This window comes from Paenibacillus hodogayensis, assembly GCF_039536325.1.
Lineage (GTDB): Bacteria > Bacillota > Bacilli > Paenibacillales > NBRC-103111 > Paenibacillus_AB > Paenibacillus_AB hodogayensis.
This window is the reverse complement of record NZ_BAAAYO010000014.1, coordinates 185,739-202,016: the sequence shown is the minus strand read 5'-3', so window position 1 is coordinate 202,016 and position 16,278 is coordinate 185,739. Positions and strand designations below refer to the sequence as shown.

The window sequence follows — 16,278 nt, the reverse complement described above, 5'->3', positions numbered from 1 at the left end:
TCCAATCCGCTTAGTTAATTTTACATAGTAGGAAATACGGCTTTATTCACTGGTTTGCGTTTGATAATTGTTCATATTTATTTTGTCATTTATGTATTCACATTTGGTGCGGTTACTGCTAAACTATTGCAGAGAGTTATTGATAACAATAATCATTATCAACATAAAGCTGATCGCACGTCTTGGAAAACATAAAGGGAAACGAGGAGATTGTATCATGCAGGACAACGATTTGTTTGACATCACCATTGTGGGCGGCGGTCCCGCCGGGTTATTCGCCGCCTTTTATAGCGGCTTGCGTGAAATGAAAACGAAAATTATTGAATTCCAGCCCTTTCTGGGCGGTAAGGTACATGTTTATCCGGAAAAGATGATTTGGGATGTGGGCGCATTGACTCCCGTTCCTGGTGCCCGGCTGATCGAGCAAATGGTCGCGCAAGGCCTGACGTTTGAGCCGGAAGTCGTGCTTGGGGAAAAGGTCACTTCCATATCCAAAGATGCGGAAGGACATTTCGTTCTGCATACCGCTTCGAACCGGGCGCATCGGTCCAAGACCGTGCTGTTGGCCATTGGAGGAGGCATCCTGAAGCCGATCAAGCTCGAGATCGAGGGAGCGGAGCGATTCGAGGTTGCAAATTTACACTACACCGTGAAATCGCTTGAACGCTTTAAAGACAAAACCGTGCTGATCTCCGGAGGCGGCCATTCCGCCGTTGACTGGGCGAACGAATTGGGGCCGATTGCGAAGAAGGTGTACTTGACCTATCGGAAGGATTCGTTAAAAGCCGGCCATGAAGCCGACATTACGCGGCTGAAGAAGAATGCCGTCGAATGCTTGCTCAACACTACGATCGAAAAGCTGATCGCAGCCGCAGATCACGAGCGGATCGAAACCGTTTTGCTGAAGGACAATGAGGAAGGGACCTTGTTCAAGCTTGCGGTCGACGAGGTGATCATCAATCATGGGTACGAGCGGGACAAGGCATTGCTGGCCAATAGCGAGGTGAAGATCGAATTGCAGGACCATCGCATTGCGGGATCTTCCATGAGCGAAACCTCGGTGCCCGGCATTTATGCCGCTGGCGATGTGTTGCAGCACGAAGGCAAGCTGCACCTGATAGCCGGAGCGTTCCAAGACGCGGCCAACGCGGTCAATAAAGCGAAGCAATTCGTCACGCCCGATGCCAACTCGTACGGGATGGTGTCCTCGCATAATGAATTGTTCGCGCAGAAAAACCGCGAAATGCTGAAGCATTTGTATGCCAGCAAATAGACGTTGAACCTTCCCGAAGACAGTGGATGAGCACTGACTTTGTACTAAAGCACGCGCAAGCGTGCTTTTTGCTTTTTCCTCTCCCAAAGAAGGAATCGATTGGAAAACGTCGAATTAAGGAAGAATGCGTCTAAAGTCCCTACTTATGATTCAAACTACCCAGATGTTCCTTGTGAAATGGCCCGCAACGTTGACGGCATCGTACGCCCGGAGGGATTGACATGAAAGATTCGGAAGGCATCCAGCATAACTGGTTGCGTTACTGGTATCCGAGAGACAAAGAACACATCCGCTCTTGGTGGGAAAGGGAAGAATGGCTTGCTTTTCCGTCCCGAGAGAGCGATTGCTTCGTGCAGCTCGGCGAATTGTCGCATGTACCTTGCCTAATTTTGCTAGGGGATTCGGGTCTGGGTAAGTCGGTTGTTATCGAAAATGGTTTAGTTCATGAAAAGGAAGGCAGCTTGAATCATGTTATAGATTTGCGTTTTGTTTCTTCTCCGGGAATCTTGTCCGCCAAGTTGGAGCAACATCCGACAGTCGCCAGATGGCAGAGGAGCAGCGACATTCTTTATTTATACATCGACGCGCTAGACGAGGGCATGCTGCTCATCGACAGTATGTGCGATCTTCTGAAGGAGTCGTTCCGCCAAATGGATCGATCCCGATTAATTATACGCATAACCTGCCGGCCGGGGTTGTTCCCGCCTTCGTTCAAAAGCGAACTGAGCAAGTTATGGGGGGAGAAGGCCGTTCAAGCCTACCAGCTCGCGCCGTTATTTCTGGAGGATATCCGTCTCGCTTGCACGGATTATGGAGTCGAGGCCGACAAATTCCTGCAAGACGTCAAGCAGCGGTATATGAACGGGTTTGTCTATTTTCCCGTAACCTTGAGGATGCTTCTTAGAGAGTATAGAAATAACGGAAATTTGCCCTCAACGAAAGACCGCTTATTCGAGTTGGGCTGTCTTGAATTGTGCAAGGAAAGGAAGAAGACAAGCAAGCCGAACGGCAATTTTGCTTCCGCCGAGAAAAGATACGAAGTCGCCATGTTCCTGGCGGCGATTACGGTGTTTTGCAATAAGCCGATTATCTCCAACCGCTCGCTTGGTTTACCTCAAGAAGGTGTACTCGATCTGCGCGACTGGCCGATCAGCCTTCGTCGTACGCTTGGCTTCTCGGTCGAGGATGCCGAGGAGGTTCTTCGTTCCGGTCTGTTCAGGGAATTCGAGCCTATGCAATTTAACTGGGCCCATTACAGTTATGCGGAATTTTTGGCATCCCGCTTTCTGTTGACGCAGCAAATGACGGTGCAGCAGATAAGCAGTCTGGTGTTCAACGAACAGTGGAATGTGATTCCGCAGTTGTTTCAGACGGCTGCGTGGCTAAGCGATCATTCCCCGGAACTGTTCGAGCTGATGGTACAGCATGATCCGGAGATTTTGTGTCTGGGAGATCCGGGCCGTTGGACGAATACGGCCAAGCGTAAAGTAATGGAAGCTTTGCTTGCCTGCTATGAGCAGAATTGGATGTATGCACGTCTGGGAAGACCGGCCTTCTACAAGCAGCTCTACTATGTCGGGGTAGAGAAGTTATTGTCGGGTTATTTGAAGAAAGGATGGATGAGAGGGCCGTTTGGCAGCTTTATTTTATTTTTAATCCAAATGATGGACTTGAAGCCATGTACGGAAGACTTGTACGAATTCATGAACGATACCTTTGATAGTGATATGGCCAAAGAAGCGCTGTCCCTCTATATCGATCTCGGCGATACGACTGCCAAAGCGAAGCTTGCTTCCCGGCTGACGGAGGATATCTCGGAGTTTTTTGCCCACAAGATTATTCGCGCATTGTATCCTTCTTTATTATCGTTGGAAGATTTGACGGCTTTCCTGCTGTCTTGGAACTGGTTCAGCGATTATACGATTCTGGATGTACTGTCGGCCGAGGACCAATACACATTGTCGATTCGGCTTCTTGAGGAAGAAGCAAAAAGGGGGATTTATGAGGGAAGCGGCGTGCTGGATTGTTTGATCGTCCGTCAGGCCGAAAGGTGGAACGAGGAGGGGACAGCGCCAACCCTAAGATCGCAGAGAATCCGCGCCATCGGAGGGCTTCTCGCGAAACCGGATGCGGTACTTCGCCATAACGCGTCCTGGGAAGCCAAATTACGCCTGCTGCACTGTCTGTACAGCGACGCTGCGCCGGAAAGCCGAATGACGGCCTGCCATTGGTTTCAGGAGAAGGAGCTGCCCGATCTGGTCGAGCTTTATTTGCAGACGGAGGAACCGGCATACCGTGAGTGTTTGCTGAATGTGATTTCTCAAGTAATGAACCCATACAATGAAGACCAGGTCTCGGTACTTCTGCCTGTGTACCGTCGGTTCGAACAAGGAGCGGAAAGTTTGCACGCCGTATCGCTGGACTCGCCCGTTTGCGCCGTCATGAAGGAGCTTCCCATTCCTGTCCCATCGGCTCCGGCGAGGAGATTGAGGCTGTTGGGACGGAAAACGCCGGAAAAACGGCTTCGCCTCCTGCTAGAGGAGGCCGGGAAGGATGCCTGCTGGGGATGGCCGATGCTCGCCGAGCAATGCTGGCCGAATATATGGGAACAGTGGGGAAAGCCGGTTACTCAAAGCCGGGTATGGCTAGTTTTCAACCATCTCGAACGAGAACGGATGTTGGAAGCGGCACGCTGCTTTTTGCTGCAATTCGATCCCGAGAAATACCCTGCGAAATTGCGGAAGACCGATTTCCTTCCTATCCGTTATGCACTGCAGCTCGTATGGGAGCTGGATTCCTAGTACATAGAAATGGAGCCGGGCAGAGAGGCGGTTTTGATTCCGTACATGGTGGAGCCCAATTTTAACTCGTATGCCGGGGGCAAGGAGATGTTTGCTTTTGCCTATCGCCGGAACGCAGACGTAATGAATGCCCCTCTGGAAGAATTAAGAAAACGCCGGACACCGGGAGCGTGGTATGGCAGCAGAGATATCGCGGAAAGTCGTGTAGCGTATTGCTGGGATGCCCATGTAGGCGGCAAGGTGAGGAGGCTTTTGTCGGAACCTCTTCTCTCCTGGACCGCATTAAGGGATTTGCTTGGACTGCTGTATCGGCATGCTCCGGCCGAGGCTTGCGACTATGCACGCGCTGCCGTCCGTAATCGCTACACCGGGCTAACCGGCTGGAAAAGGGCCGTTGCTTCGCTTTCCAAGCAGTTGGACCATGCCCCAGATGGCGGGAGTGAAGCCTTCTTGCCTTTGCTGGAATCCAGCGAGACGAGGGACGATCGCTTCTTGTATGCGGTCCTTCGAAGATATGCCGGGGACCGGCCCGCTTATCAGTTTAGAGAAAAGTGGTCGCCGGATCAGCTGATCCGATTGTACGTCTGGATACATGCGCATTCGACTTTTTTTGCCAAAACTTGGCGCGGGACTGCCTCGGATTGGAAGCAGACGATTCTCGGTCACGGTTTCTCCGATAATAAGCTGCAGCCGGCCCATGTTCTACGATTAACGCGACTGCTGCCGGACTGCGAGGTTGCGCGGCATCAATGGGAGATGGTGCGGCAGAACTATGAGCGGGATACTTGGCGGCCGCCGGCTATGAGCACGCTTATCCATATGATCGATAACGGCAAATCCAGACCGATTACCAGCGGAGAGCATCTACTGGGCGTGGTGCGGGACTCACTTCAGGCTTTCGAGAACGATTGGCGCCGTTCGGAAAACTCGTTAATCCCTTTGTTATGGAACGAGCAGCGGCCCGAGGTCGAGGGAAAGCAGAAAAGGACTGCCGGCAAAACGAAATACGCGCCTAAAGACGAGAACACCTTATCTGATGTGCTGAACTATCATTTTTCCAAAGATTTGGATCAAAGAGGGATTACCTTTAACCGGGAGGTGGAAGTGCATCGATCCCAGGGCGAAGAGAGCGGCGCCCGACTCGATCTGAAGGTGGAAGTTCCCGCTTCTTCCGGAAATCAACATTTGCGTGTCTACATCGAGCTCAAAGGCTGCTGGCATAACAATCTGGAACAATTGATGGAAGAGCAGCTGGTTCGAAAATATATGATCCCGCATCAATGCTTCCAGGGACTGTACGTCATTGGCTGGTTCACCTGCCCGCAGTGGGACGAGAAGTGGGATTACCGGGCCGGGAAAGCCCCGAGTTATTCGCTCGCCGAAGCTAGAAGACGGTTTCATGAGAAGGCGGAACAACTCTCCATCCGCTACCAGATGCATATCGAGGCTGTGGTGCTGGATCTTTCTTTGAGGTGAAGGGGTTCTAGTGAAAAGATAGTGATAGGATTCGGTTGAAGGGAGTGTTCTCACAGCGGCATGCGTGTTTCAAAAGAACAACAAGGGAGGTGAGAGATGAACCACATTTGGTCCATCGCTATATAGAAAGTTCCTTTGTAAATTGACCGAGTTTAATACTGAAAGAAAAACTGTTTAATGCCCCCTGAACCCCTGAAACTAAATGGGAAGTATAACCTTTTGCTCTTTCGCAATTAATGAGGAACAGTGGTGGTTAGTGACATGAGCGAAGGAGGAGTTCGTAGATTTAAAATGGATGATTTGCAGACGGGTGAGTTGTATCATGCCGTTACAACTAGGGCAAGTTAGTGTTATTTCTGCGATACCCTCTGGAAAGCCCAAAAGAAAGTCATAAAATTAGTTCTCATAGCTACAGTTGTTCTTGTTAAGCTTACTTACGAGATGTAACATACATATGTTATAATTAATTCCAATATTTGTTTTGTTAATGAGGAGGTCCAAATTGATGCATATACCCGAACGACTATTCTTGGCGTTAAAAACGGGAAGGGTAGTCCTTTTTATTGGCGCAGGCGCCAACTATCATTGTATTACTAACTCTGGTGAGAAGATGCCGACCGGAAATCGATTGGCAGAAATGCTTAGTGAAAAATTTCAGGTCCGTAAAGCAAATTTGGCTGAAACTGCGGAATTAGTTGAGGCGAGTCATAACCGACCAGCTATGAACACATTTATTATCGAAATGATGACAGGTGCAATTCCTTCACCTGGTTTCAGTCTTATCAGTTCATTTAAATGGTCGGGTATTTTTACAACTAATTATGATCTTTTGGTTGAAGATACATATCGACTAAGCTCTAACGTTCAATCTTTAAAAGTTTATTATTCCTCTACTCAACAAATGGATTTAGGCCCCAATGATGTTCCTCTTTATAAACTTCATGGGTGTATTTCAAGGGCTGACACGACGGAAGGCAGATTGGTAATCACACCGGACGACTACGCTGACTATCGACGAAATCGTGCGAGACTATTTAATAGACTGGCAGATTTGCTCTACGACCGGCCCTTTTTGTACTTGGGGTACGGGAGACAGGATACAAATTTTCGAGACATTTTAGCCGATGTTTTTGAGGAGATGAAAGGGCAAGTTCCCGAGGGTTTTGCCCTTTTCCCTGGAAAATTACCTGAGGATGACTTGGTCTGGAGAAAAAAGAATATCACACTCATTGATGGAGATGTTGATGAGTTCCTTAAAGAAATAGATAGGAGGGTACCAAATCGATCGGTATCTCATATTCAACAATACAATTTCCCCATTCTTAAACAATATGAAAAAATTAGTTCAGATCTTTTACAGGAGTTACTCTCTTACTTCCATTTACCTATTCCGAAATATGGGGAGACTTCGAATCCTGGGAAATTCTATAAGGGCTCTGAAGCCGATTGGAGTGATTTATTTCATAAAGTTGATGCCGAGCGTGATGTTTTCGATCCAATGATGATCAATTTAATTGAGGATGCCTTGTCAATAGAGCATCAAACTACATCTTATACTCTGCTCGCTGAAGCCGGTTCGGGAAAATCAACAATCTTGCGGAGGATGGCATTCGATCTGTGTCACGATTTTGTACAAATTGTCTTCTGGTACCGAGGAGACAGGAGAATAAGATTCGAAACAATTGAAAGTATTTATAAAGAAACAGGTAGTCGGATATTTATTTTTGTAGATCGTGCTTCAAAATTTTTGGGCAATTTAGAATCCTTAAGGAAAGATTGTACTTATGCTAAAGTGCCTCTTACATTGGTTATCGCTGATCGTCCCAATGAGTGGAATTACAGCGGTGGTGGTTCTTTTCGGTACACTAGGAGTTGGACTCTTTCGCGACTAAGTGATAATGAAATTGAAAATATTATTGTTAAACTGGAGAAGTTTAATTGTCTTGGAAATTTATCGGATTTGAGGAAAGAAGATCGGATAAGGAGGTTTAAAGAATATTCAGACAGACAACTGCTAGTTGCCTTACGTGAAGCAACTGAAGGGAAGAAATTTGACGAATTGGTTGTAGATGAATATGAATCAATTCCAGACCAAGAAGCACGGCAAGCTTACCTTCATGTATGTTTTATGCATTCTTTTGGAAAAGGAATCCGTACCAGTGCTTTGGCTAGAAGTCTAGAAATCAACATTGTCGATATTGCTCCTATATTTCAAGATTTGGATAGTTTGATTGATTTTAAAGATGATATTGTCACAGCTCGTCATGCCATGATTGCAAGAATTATATTCAATTCCATCGCAGAACTGACACGAATTGATATTCTTGACCAATTGATTAGGCGCTTGGATCTTGGGTATATATCAGATAATCATATTTTTCGAAGTCTTATGTCGAACGAAGATTTAATTGACAGTCTGGGAGGAATTGAAACACGTCGACGTTTATTTGATTCCTTAAGAATTATAAATCCAAATGAAGCTTATCTGGATCAGCATGAGGCTCGTATGGAAATTCGTTCTATACATGAAGGGGGATCACTAGAAAGAGCTGAACGATTGATTAGGCACGCATTAAAACAAACAAATCACAATGCCAACTCGATTCGACATACTGCTGGCTTGCTTTATAAACAAAGAGCGGTTATCACTACTGGGTATGAGAAAAAAGCAAACCTTTCTAAAGCAATCCAAGAGTTTATAGAATTAACAAAGCGTGCTCCGCAAGATGATTATGTTTGGGTAAGTTTGATTGAAACTCGTGTTCTCTTGGGCAATAGTAACGAATCCCAAGATGAAAAACTCATTGAATATACTCGAGCAGAAGCTGATTACCAAAAGGCTCTGACCAATTGCGGAGTTACACCGCATTTATATCGAGCAAAAGGCCGAATTGAAGCTGCTATTGGTCACGGAGAAGATGCTCGAGAATTCTACAAAAAAGCGATTACTGGTTCAGCTCCCCCTGCCGAGCTTTTCTCAAATTACATTAATTGGGAATTGAGACACAAGAACATTCCAGCCGCAAGAGATGCATCCGCGAGCGCAATTGAGTTGTATAAATCGCACCCTGACATTATGGTATTGCATGCTAAAAGTATGATTTTAGGTCCAGGATGGACGTTGCCCGATGTTGTCCCATATTTGTTGGAGGCTCAACGAATTGGTGCTGGATACCATAAATTGGAGTCCCATTTTTGGCATGCAGTAGCACTGTGGGAGTCAGGAAGGTACGCTGATGCGATTAATGAATTTAAAGTAACAAAAGAACTGGCATTTTCAATGGGGCGAACTGACATCAAACATATACGTTATATTTCCGGTATGAACAACCTGGTACATACAAATTATTCTGGTAGCGTGATAGAGAAAGGTCCTCGAAATGCTTGGATAATTTGTAATCCTGGAGGAGCAAAAGTATTTATCAACCCTAAACAAATTCCGGAACGATTAAGTTCCTTTAGTATTAAAGTAGGGTTCAATCGTTTGGGTCCAGTTGCTATAGTCGATAATGAGATTGAAGAGTTCAATGCTGATAGTATCGTTTGATGCCCCATCATGCGTTAGTTGATGAGCAGATAACCAAACTTTTGTGGATTGTTAATGATTACAAGAGTTATATTCGGCAATACGAAGCTATCGGCATTATGTTAAAAGAAAATAAACTATTATATAGACTGGAAATTATCTAGACCTAAACTTAAAAAAATCAAATAACATAATGGGTTCTACATAGTTATGCATAACTATATGTGGAACCCTTTAAATTTAACTGTCTGGACACGGCCATCTCATATTTTTTGGACATTACCCATAAATTTCGAGCAATTTTCTACTTTCATATACTTGCGTTTACTCGCTTATTCAAAAACTTACTCCTTCACCCGCCGATACACGCCCAAGCTCTCCCTTAGAAACTCTGCCTCGGTTTTACTCAACTTTTCTTCGTATTCACCGAAGTAAGCCACGTTGTTGGGTTTCGGTACTTCAGTGTCCGGTATGGTTCTGACAAGGCTTCTCCCCAATAGATAATCGGTACTAACCTCAAAGAGGTCCGCCAGTTTGACGAGAGTTTTCAAGTCAGGTTCATTTACGTTGTTTTCATACTGGGATATGGTAGACTTGGCCAAATTTAAAATTGTCGCAAGCTGTTCTTGGATCATTTTGTGTTCTTTTCTGAGCTCACGCAACTGTTTTCCGATCAACATAAACCATCCCTTTTTCAAAATTGCTATCCCTTCGGGAAGGGATTCCTTTCATTGTACACGGAAAATGAACTTATTGGAGAATGCCATTCATTTAATTCATGATAAATGAATATTACTGTTGATATATGGTTATTTTGGGCGTATAATGACAGTTATATTCATGTATCGTGAATTTATTGAAAAGAGGAACCCAACATGAACACACGTCTTCGCAACGCTCGGCGAGCGAAAGGGTTAACGCAGGAAGAGATGGCAAAGCTGCTGGGGTATCAATCGAAAAGCGGGTATTCGATGATCGAAACCGGACGTAATCGACCACCGTTGCCGGTAGCATTGCGTATCGCCCAGATCGTCGATCAGGAGGTCGGGCAGTTGTTCCCGGCCGATGAGGTTCAGTCTTCTTGAACTTGTGTTCCTAACTAAGCGCTACCGTCATTTCACATAAAGGAAGGAAACCCTAATGGACTTACACTGGGTGCTGCCGGACCATACGATCCGGGAAACCAACGTTCCACACATCCATAAGCTGATATTTGCATTGGAAGTGGTAAATTCGGTATGCTTGGAAGGAAATTCCTATCGGGTAGTGAGGAAGGAGCTGGTTGTGGAGGAGGAGCGCTGTTACATGGCAATCTCCTTGGCCTATCCGCCTCTCGAAAACGTGTAAGCGAGCCATTCCTGGCGCCTTATCTTCTTTGATTGAAGGAGGTGATCATTATGCATTATGCCTCGCTTCACGATTCCTTGAACATCGGACGATGTAGCTCACCGTCTTCCCGGCTCGGAACACTCGTCCATTCCGATAAACCTAATCTTAGTATTCCTGACAAGGAGTTGTGAAGATGCTGTTTCCTACAGAAGAATCTTTGGCCTGGGTCATTCCGCTTGCCCTTGCAAACCTCGCTCTCTGTACGTATTTGGAGGTACGCATGCGCCGCAATATCCGGCGGGGGCGTATCGATAAGCGCCGCTATTCTGCCCGCCAGCTGGAAGAGTTCGAACGGATGCGAGTGCGGCTCGACGACAAGAACAGCCGGAGGACTTGAATCGAAAGACATGGAGAGCAGACCGACAGAACCAGTCGGGCGTTGCCAACCGGAGCGTTTCTTCAAGGCGGTTGATATAGTCCGAAGATATTGCGGATGGCTTTTCGCAATTCGGGCCATTTATTCGCTTGGAAAGTGGGGTTGTTCATGTTGTAAACTATTTACCGGGCAGTCGGATGCCACGCCAGCCGCTTACCTCGCACTGGCCATATTCATTATCGCCCACAGCAACCACCGTGCCGTCCGATTTAAGGCCGATCGTATGAGCGCAACCCGCCGCAACCGCCACGATATCGCGCCAGCCGCTTACATCGCATTGGCCATGCTTATTGGAACCCGCAGCCTCCACCGTACCGTCCGATTTAAGACCGATGGTATGATAACTCCCCGCGGCTATCGCCACCATGTCGCGCCAGCCGCTTACCTCACACTGGGCATGCTTATTGGAACCCGCAGCCGTCACCGTGCCATCGGATTGAAGCCCGACGGTATGAAGGTAACCCGCCCCAACCGCAACAATATCGCTCCAGCCGCTCACCTTGCATTGGCCATGCTGATTATTGCCCACAGCGGCCACCGTGCCGTGCGATGTAAGCCCGATGGTGTGCCAGTCGCCAGCCGCGACCGCCACCATATCGCGCCAATCGCTTACGTTGCATTGGCTTTCATGATTTCGACCCACCGCAACCACGGTGCCATCGGATCGAAGCCCGACGGTACGACGCCAACCCGCCGCAACCGCCACCATATCGTGCCAGCCGCTTACCTCGCATTGGTCATGCTTATTCCATCCGACAGCCGCCACCGTACCGTCCGATCTAAGCCCGATGGTATGAGCATTACCCGTGTTCGTCGCCATATGAACATTACCCGCCGCGACCGCTACCATACCGCGCCAGTCGCTTACCTTACATTGGCCAAATTGATTATCACCGACAGCGATCGCCGTTCCGTCAGATTGAAGACCAACGGTATGACGACGACCCGCTGCTATGGTATCTTTCGGCCAGCGTTTCACCTGTAACGCCGCTTCTTTCGGTGAAGTGTAATCCATCTCTGACCCCCTCCATTGTTTATTCCTGCTTCAATCATATAACACTCATGCAAGATTTCATCTGATATTCCTAAAACCCTTGTACGGAAAGGCACTGTCTCTTGTAATCTTGTTGATGTACCTATTATTGACCAAATGGTCCGGAAATGATAAGATGGGATCACGCAGGAAGGAGGGGCAGAACATTTCGCGAAGTGATTGAGAGGTAGGGGACGTTGGAGGGTAGGGGACAAGGGAGTGCCCTTTTTTTAAGATTATTTTTGATCGATCAGTCTAGAATGGTCGGGAAAGATCACACCCTTTTTCTTGACTGAACGATCCGGTCCGGGTAGTATGGGACAGAAAGGAGGTTTATGAAGTGGCAAGAAGCAAAGAATTCGACATGAACCTTGTTCTGTACAAGGCAATGGAAGTGTTCGGACATTACGGCTACGAGGGAACCTCCCTGCAAATGCTGCTCGACAGCCTGGGAATCGCCCGTCAGAGCTTATATGATACGTACGGCACGAAGCGGGATCTCTTTATTAAAGCCGTTAAGCATTACGTTAACGAGAAGTCGTCGGCTGTCGTCTCCTATCTGGAGCGTACGGGACCGGTCAAGCAAACGATTGCGGACATTTTCCGGGAGATCGTAACGACGCTGCAGGATCAGGATCGGCGCAAGGAATGTTTGATTCTGTACAGCGCCATCGATCAGGTTCCTCACGATCCGGAAATCGCGGCGTTGTTCGAACAAGACCGGATACGGCTGGAAAAGGCGTTCCATGAAGCTTTGATTCGAGCTCGAGATCAAGGCGAGCTAAGCGCGGAGCAGGACTTGCTTGCGCTGGCGAAGTATTTGTATCATGCCCGTTATGCGTTGACTCAAGTCGCCAAATTATCCGACGATGCTAAAGTGTTGGAGCAAATCACGGCCGTTACCCTGTCCGTGCTTAATCGATAAAGCGAAGCACATTGTGCTTCATTTATTTTTGCTTATATTAGATCGATCGGTCAAAAATATATTCATTTTAGACTATTTGGTCTATAAAGGAGAGGGAATTTCGATGAATGCCAATCGTTTTAAAGGATTAGCGTTGTTCATTCTGGCCGTTTCGCAGTTGATGATGGCTCTTGATTACACGATTATTTTCGTCGCCATGCCTTCCCTTGGCGAGGAGCTGGGCTTCTCGGCCAACCACCTGCAGTGGGTCGTCAGCGCCTACTCGCTAGCCTTCGGGGGATTTTTATTAATTGGCGGTCGGTTATCCGACTTAATGGGTAGACGCCGCATGTTCATTATCGCGATGGCCTTGTTCGGTTTAGGTTCGTTGCTCGGCGGCCTTTCGACATCCCAGCTCATGCTGGTCATCGCCAGAGGACTGCAAGGACTCGGAGGAGCGCTGTTATCGCCGGCCACGTTGTCGCTGATCATGTCCAACTTCGACGAAGGCGCCGAGCGCAACCGAGCGATGGGCATCTGGTCGGCAATGGGCGGAGTCGGCTTGTCCCTTGGCTTGCTGCTTGGCGGCGTGTTGACCAGCTACGTCGGATGGGAAGCCACCTTCTTCGTGAATGTGCCGATCGCGCTTCTCGCCATTGCGATGACGCCGATCGTGCTCAAAGAAAGCAAGATTTCGACCCAAACAAGGCATTTCGACGTTGGCGGCACGCTATCGATAACGGCAGGCTTGCTGCTTATCGTTTACTATCTCATCCAATCGCCGGTCGCAGGCTGGTTGAGCTTAGGTACCTTGCCCTTTGTCTTGGCTGGCATTATTTTGCTCATCGCGTTCGTTGCCATCGAGCAACGTTCGGCAGCGCCGCTGTTATCTTTTCGCTTGTTCCGCAATCGCAATTTGACCGGAGCCGCGCTGACGGCGTTCCTTTTTTCCGCATCGTTCGGTACGCTCTATTATTTCTTGACGCTTTATACGCAAAATGTTCTGCACTATTCCGCCATTCAATCCGGCCTTTCTTTCTTGCCGCTTACGCTCAGCGCGTTTCTGGGGGTGAGGCTCATTAATCCCCTATTAACGAAGGTTGGAGTTGCCGGCACGATTGCTGCGGGGATGGGGACTGGAGCCTTCGGCTTCCTGCTGCTCACTCAGCTATCCGCTACGGGTTCGGTATGGGGAGTCATTCCGGGCACCGTGATTATCGGCATCGGTCAAGCGCTTGTGTTCACGACGATGTTCATCGCAGGCAGTACGGGCATTGATCCCAAGGAGCAGGGCGTCGCTTCCGCGCTGATTACAACCGGCCAGCAAATCGGCGGGGCGATCGGTCTCGCGGTCATTATGGCGATCCTATCCGCAAGCATGGGCTCGAATGCGACTTTGGAGACGATGACGGCTGCTGAGCTGAACCACTCCATTCACACTGCGTTTATCGTTACGACCGTCGTTACGCTGCTAGGTATAGTGGTCGCTTTCATTGCCCTTAAGCAAAACAAGACTGAAAATAAGGATGAATCAATGGCTCAGGTTTGAGAGCATGTTTGAAGCGGCAAGGCCGTCTTTTCGGAATGCGAATGCAACGGGTTTCAATCATTCATTCATCTAAAAAAAAATGATATCCTTGAGTGGCAATCAGGGGTATCATTCTTTTTTCTTGTAAAGGCATCTGAAAATCAAACATGGGCCCCAACAGGAATTCCCATTGCCGTTCCCGGGGACAATGGGTATACTTACAAAAAATGCACAACGGGGCTGATGCCATGCTTGGAAACGCTTTCTTTAAATCAATCCGGTTTAAACTGATGTTCGGCGTCTTGATCATCACCGTCCCCTTGATCGGATTGCTGATCAGCAACAATCTCTACGCGATCCAGGTTGTTCGCAATCAGGTGACCCAGTCCAACATGAATATGTTGAGCCTGTACATGGGGCAAATCGATGCCAGCCTTAGAGAGGTCGATCATTACCTGTATGCGCTCGCCGCCATGGACACCGACCTGCTCCCTCTCGATAAGCCTGACACCGGGAATACGGACGCGTACAATATTGCCAAAATCGCGCTTTCGAATAAAATGACAAGCGATGTCCATTCCTACAAGTCGATCGATTCCTTCCTCATCTATTCCAGAGTCAATGACGATATGATCATGACGGACAATATGAGCTTAACCTACGAATACCGCAAAAACATGGAGGGCCAGATCAAGCAATGGCTGAAGACGCTGGAAGAAGAGCGCGTCTATTCCGATGACCGGTGGCATGCTTACCGAATGGGGGACGACTACTTCCTGTATCATCTCGTCAAAGCCGGTCAAGTGTATGTCGGAGCCTGGGTCAATGTCAACAAAATCATGGTTCCGCTGAACTTGATTCATCTGGGCGAACAGGGGAGAGCGATCCTCATCGACGAAGCGGACAATGCAGCCATGACCGATCGGGATTTCGTCCGCCAGCATGGAATCGATATCGCGAACAGTCCAAAGCCCGATGCGGACGGCCATTTCCTGGTCGTGCGGACGGCGTCCGAACGCGGAGCATTCAGCTTGGCCGCCATTATTCCGGACAGCGCCATATTGGAGCAGCTGCCCTTCTTTAACTATATCATCGCGTTTATCTGTATCGGAGCCGTGATCGTGATCCCGATCAAATTGCTGTCGTTCCGGAAGATGATCCTGCTGCCTGTCCAACGCATCATGACGGCGATGAAACGGGTCAACATCGGTCAATGGGAAACGAGAATCGAACCCGTTCCCTCCTCCTACGAATTCGAACTGATGCACGGAACGTTCAACACGATGATCGCGACGATTCAGGATTTGAAAATTAGCGTATACGAGGAACAAATCAGCAAACAAAAAGCCGAGCTGATGCATTTGCAGCTTCAGATCAATCCCCACTTTTTCATGAATTCGATGAACATCATTTACAATTCGGCCCAGGTGCACAATTATGCCGTCATTCCCGAAATGGCGCTTGCCCTCGTCAATTACTTCCGGTACATGCTGTTCCAGAGCAATAAAACGGAAGTGATGCTGAGCGACGAGATCGCCCAAATCGGCAACTATCTTCGCATCCAGGAAATGCGGTACGAAGATAACTTGACTTACGATATCTCGGTACCGGATGAACTGATGTCGTGTCTGGTGCCGCCGCTGCTTATTCAGACTTTCGTGGAAAATACGATCAAGCATGCCGTCACGATGGATGAGCCCATTCATCTCGATATCGTCGCCAGTTACGACCCCGAACGGACGCAGATGATGCTGCTCATCAAGGATAGCGGCAAAGGCTTTTCCGATGACGTGTTGCGGAAGCTGTCCGCCGAAGAGGATCTGATCAACGATCAGGCGGAGCACCTCGGGATTTGGAACGCCAAGTACAGGCTGCGTCTGCTTCATGGAGAAAAGGCTGCGATCACATTTGCTAACGGGGAAGAATGGGGAGCCGAGATTCGGATTGTGCTTCCGATATCGGGATAACAGAA

The 16,278-nt window shown here is 48.2% G+C and carries 12 protein-coding genes; 10 read left to right on the top strand and 2 right to left on the bottom strand.

Going from position 1 to position 16,278, the window contains the following annotated elements; genetic code table 11:
* Nucleotides 1-217: 217 nt before the first annotated feature.
* The 4 genes from ABD796_RS28945 (at nucleotide 218) to ABD796_RS28930 (ending at nucleotide 9,097) form a co-directional block, all read left to right on the top strand.
* Nucleotides 218-1,273: an NAD(P)/FAD-dependent oxidoreductase gene (locus tag ABD796_RS28945; RefSeq protein ID WP_344914960.1), complete on the top strand. Its 1,056-nt coding sequence runs from the start codon at nucleotides 218-220 to the stop codon at nucleotides 1,271-1,273.
* A 221-nt stretch (nucleotides 1,274-1,494) separates the two neighbouring features.
* Nucleotides 1,495-4,074, top strand: a complete 2,580-nt coding sequence (locus tag ABD796_RS28940; protein WP_344914958.1) for an NACHT domain-containing protein — start codon at nucleotides 1,495-1,497, stop codon at nucleotides 4,072-4,074.
* 252 nt (nucleotides 4,075-4,326) lie between these two features.
* Nucleotides 4,327-5,550 carry a hypothetical protein gene (locus ABD796_RS28935; RefSeq protein ID WP_344914955.1) on the top strand — a complete coding sequence of 408 codons (1,224 nt, stop codon included), beginning with the start codon at nucleotides 4,327-4,329 and terminating at the stop codon, nucleotides 5,548-5,550.
* Between the two features lie 505 nt (nucleotides 5,551-6,055).
* Nucleotides 6,056-9,097, top strand: coding sequence for an SIR2 family protein (locus tag ABD796_RS28930; protein ID WP_344914952.1), 3,042 nt, complete (start codon nucleotides 6,056-6,058; stop codon nucleotides 9,095-9,097).
* Nucleotides 9,098-9,420: 323 nt separating this feature from the next.
* On the opposite strand, the gene ABD796_RS28925 is transcribed toward ABD796_RS28930, so the two are convergent.
* Complete coding sequence (locus tag ABD796_RS28925; RefSeq protein ID WP_344914950.1) at nucleotides 9,421-9,774, bottom strand: helix-turn-helix domain-containing protein; 354 nt, start codon at nucleotides 9,772-9,774, stop codon at nucleotides 9,421-9,423.
* A 177-nt stretch (nucleotides 9,775-9,951) separates the two neighbouring features.
* Here ABD796_RS28925 and ABD796_RS28920 point away from each other — a divergent pair, with 177 nt between their 5' ends.
* The 3 genes from ABD796_RS28920 to ABD796_RS28910 all read left to right on the top strand — a co-directional run bounded on the left by ABD796_RS28920 (nucleotide 9,952) and on the right by ABD796_RS28910 (nucleotide 10,802).
* Nucleotides 9,952-10,161, top strand: a complete 210-nt coding sequence (locus tag ABD796_RS28920; protein WP_344914948.1) for a helix-turn-helix transcriptional regulator — start codon at nucleotides 9,952-9,954, stop codon at nucleotides 10,159-10,161.
* 55 nt (nucleotides 10,162-10,216) lie between these two features.
* Complete coding sequence (locus ABD796_RS28915) at nucleotides 10,217-10,423, top strand: hypothetical protein (RefSeq protein WP_344914944.1); 207 nt, start codon at nucleotides 10,217-10,219, stop codon at nucleotides 10,421-10,423.
* Between the two features lie 175 nt (nucleotides 10,424-10,598).
* Nucleotides 10,599-10,802: a hypothetical protein gene (locus tag ABD796_RS28910; RefSeq protein ID WP_344914941.1), complete on the top strand. Its 204-nt coding sequence runs from the start codon at nucleotides 10,599-10,601 to the stop codon at nucleotides 10,800-10,802.
* 157 nt (nucleotides 10,803-10,959) lie between these two features.
* On the opposite strand, the gene ABD796_RS28905 is transcribed toward ABD796_RS28910, so the two are convergent.
* Nucleotides 10,960-11,856 carry an RCC1 domain-containing protein gene (locus tag ABD796_RS28905; RefSeq protein ID WP_344914939.1) on the bottom strand — a complete coding sequence of 299 codons (897 nt, stop codon included), beginning with the start codon at nucleotides 11,854-11,856 and terminating at the stop codon, nucleotides 10,960-10,962.
* Nucleotides 11,857-12,214: 358 nt separating this feature from the next.
* Here ABD796_RS28905 and ABD796_RS28900 point away from each other — a divergent pair, with 358 nt between their 5' ends.
* From ABD796_RS28900 to ABD796_RS28890, 3 genes are all read left to right on the top strand, one after another.
* Nucleotides 12,215-12,799: a TetR/AcrR family transcriptional regulator gene (locus ABD796_RS28900; protein WP_344914937.1), complete on the top strand. Its 585-nt coding sequence runs from the start codon at nucleotides 12,215-12,217 to the stop codon at nucleotides 12,797-12,799.
* Nucleotides 12,800-12,902: 103 nt separating this feature from the next.
* Nucleotides 12,903-14,327 (top strand): MFS transporter, encoded by a 1,425-nt coding sequence (locus ABD796_RS28895; protein ID WP_344914935.1) that lies wholly within the window; start codon nucleotides 12,903-12,905, stop codon nucleotides 14,325-14,327.
* Nucleotides 14,328-14,554: 227 nt separating this feature from the next.
* Entirely contained in the window at nucleotides 14,555-16,273 is a 1,719-nt protein-coding gene (locus ABD796_RS28890) for a sensor histidine kinase (RefSeq protein WP_344914933.1), read from the top strand.
* Nucleotides 16,274-16,278: the final 5 nt, after the last annotated feature.

What these genes read in the sequence shown, in the direction of transcription:
- ABD796_RS28905 (WP_344914939.1), bottom strand. Translation starts at nt 11,856, where the DNA reads ATGGATTACACTTCACCGAAAGAAGCGGCGTTACAGGTGAAACGCTGG.
- ABD796_RS28915 (WP_344914944.1), top strand. Translation starts at nt 10,217, where the DNA reads ATGGACTTACACTGGGTGCTGCCGGACCATACGATCCGGGAAACCAAC.
- ABD796_RS28930 (WP_344914952.1), top strand. Translation starts at nt 6,056, where the DNA reads ATGCATATACCCGAACGACTATTCTTGGCGTTAAAAACGGGAAGGGTA.
- ABD796_RS28910 (WP_344914941.1), top strand. Translation starts at nt 10,599, where the DNA reads ATGCTGTTTCCTACAGAAGAATCTTTGGCCTGGGTCATTCCGCTTGCC.
- ABD796_RS28890 (WP_344914933.1), top strand. Translation starts at nt 14,555, where the DNA reads ATGCTTGGAAACGCTTTCTTTAAATCAATCCGGTTTAAACTGATGTTC.
- ABD796_RS28920 (WP_344914948.1), top strand. Translation starts at nt 9,952, where the DNA reads ATGAACACACGTCTTCGCAACGCTCGGCGAGCGAAAGGGTTAACGCAG.
- ABD796_RS28945 (WP_344914960.1), top strand. Translation starts at nt 218, where the DNA reads ATGCAGGACAACGATTTGTTTGACATCACCATTGTGGGCGGCGGTCCC.
- ABD796_RS28940 (WP_344914958.1), top strand. Translation starts at nt 1,495, where the DNA reads ATGAAAGATTCGGAAGGCATCCAGCATAACTGGTTGCGTTACTGGTAT.
- ABD796_RS28895 (WP_344914935.1), top strand. Translation starts at nt 12,903, where the DNA reads ATGAATGCCAATCGTTTTAAAGGATTAGCGTTGTTCATTCTGGCCGTT.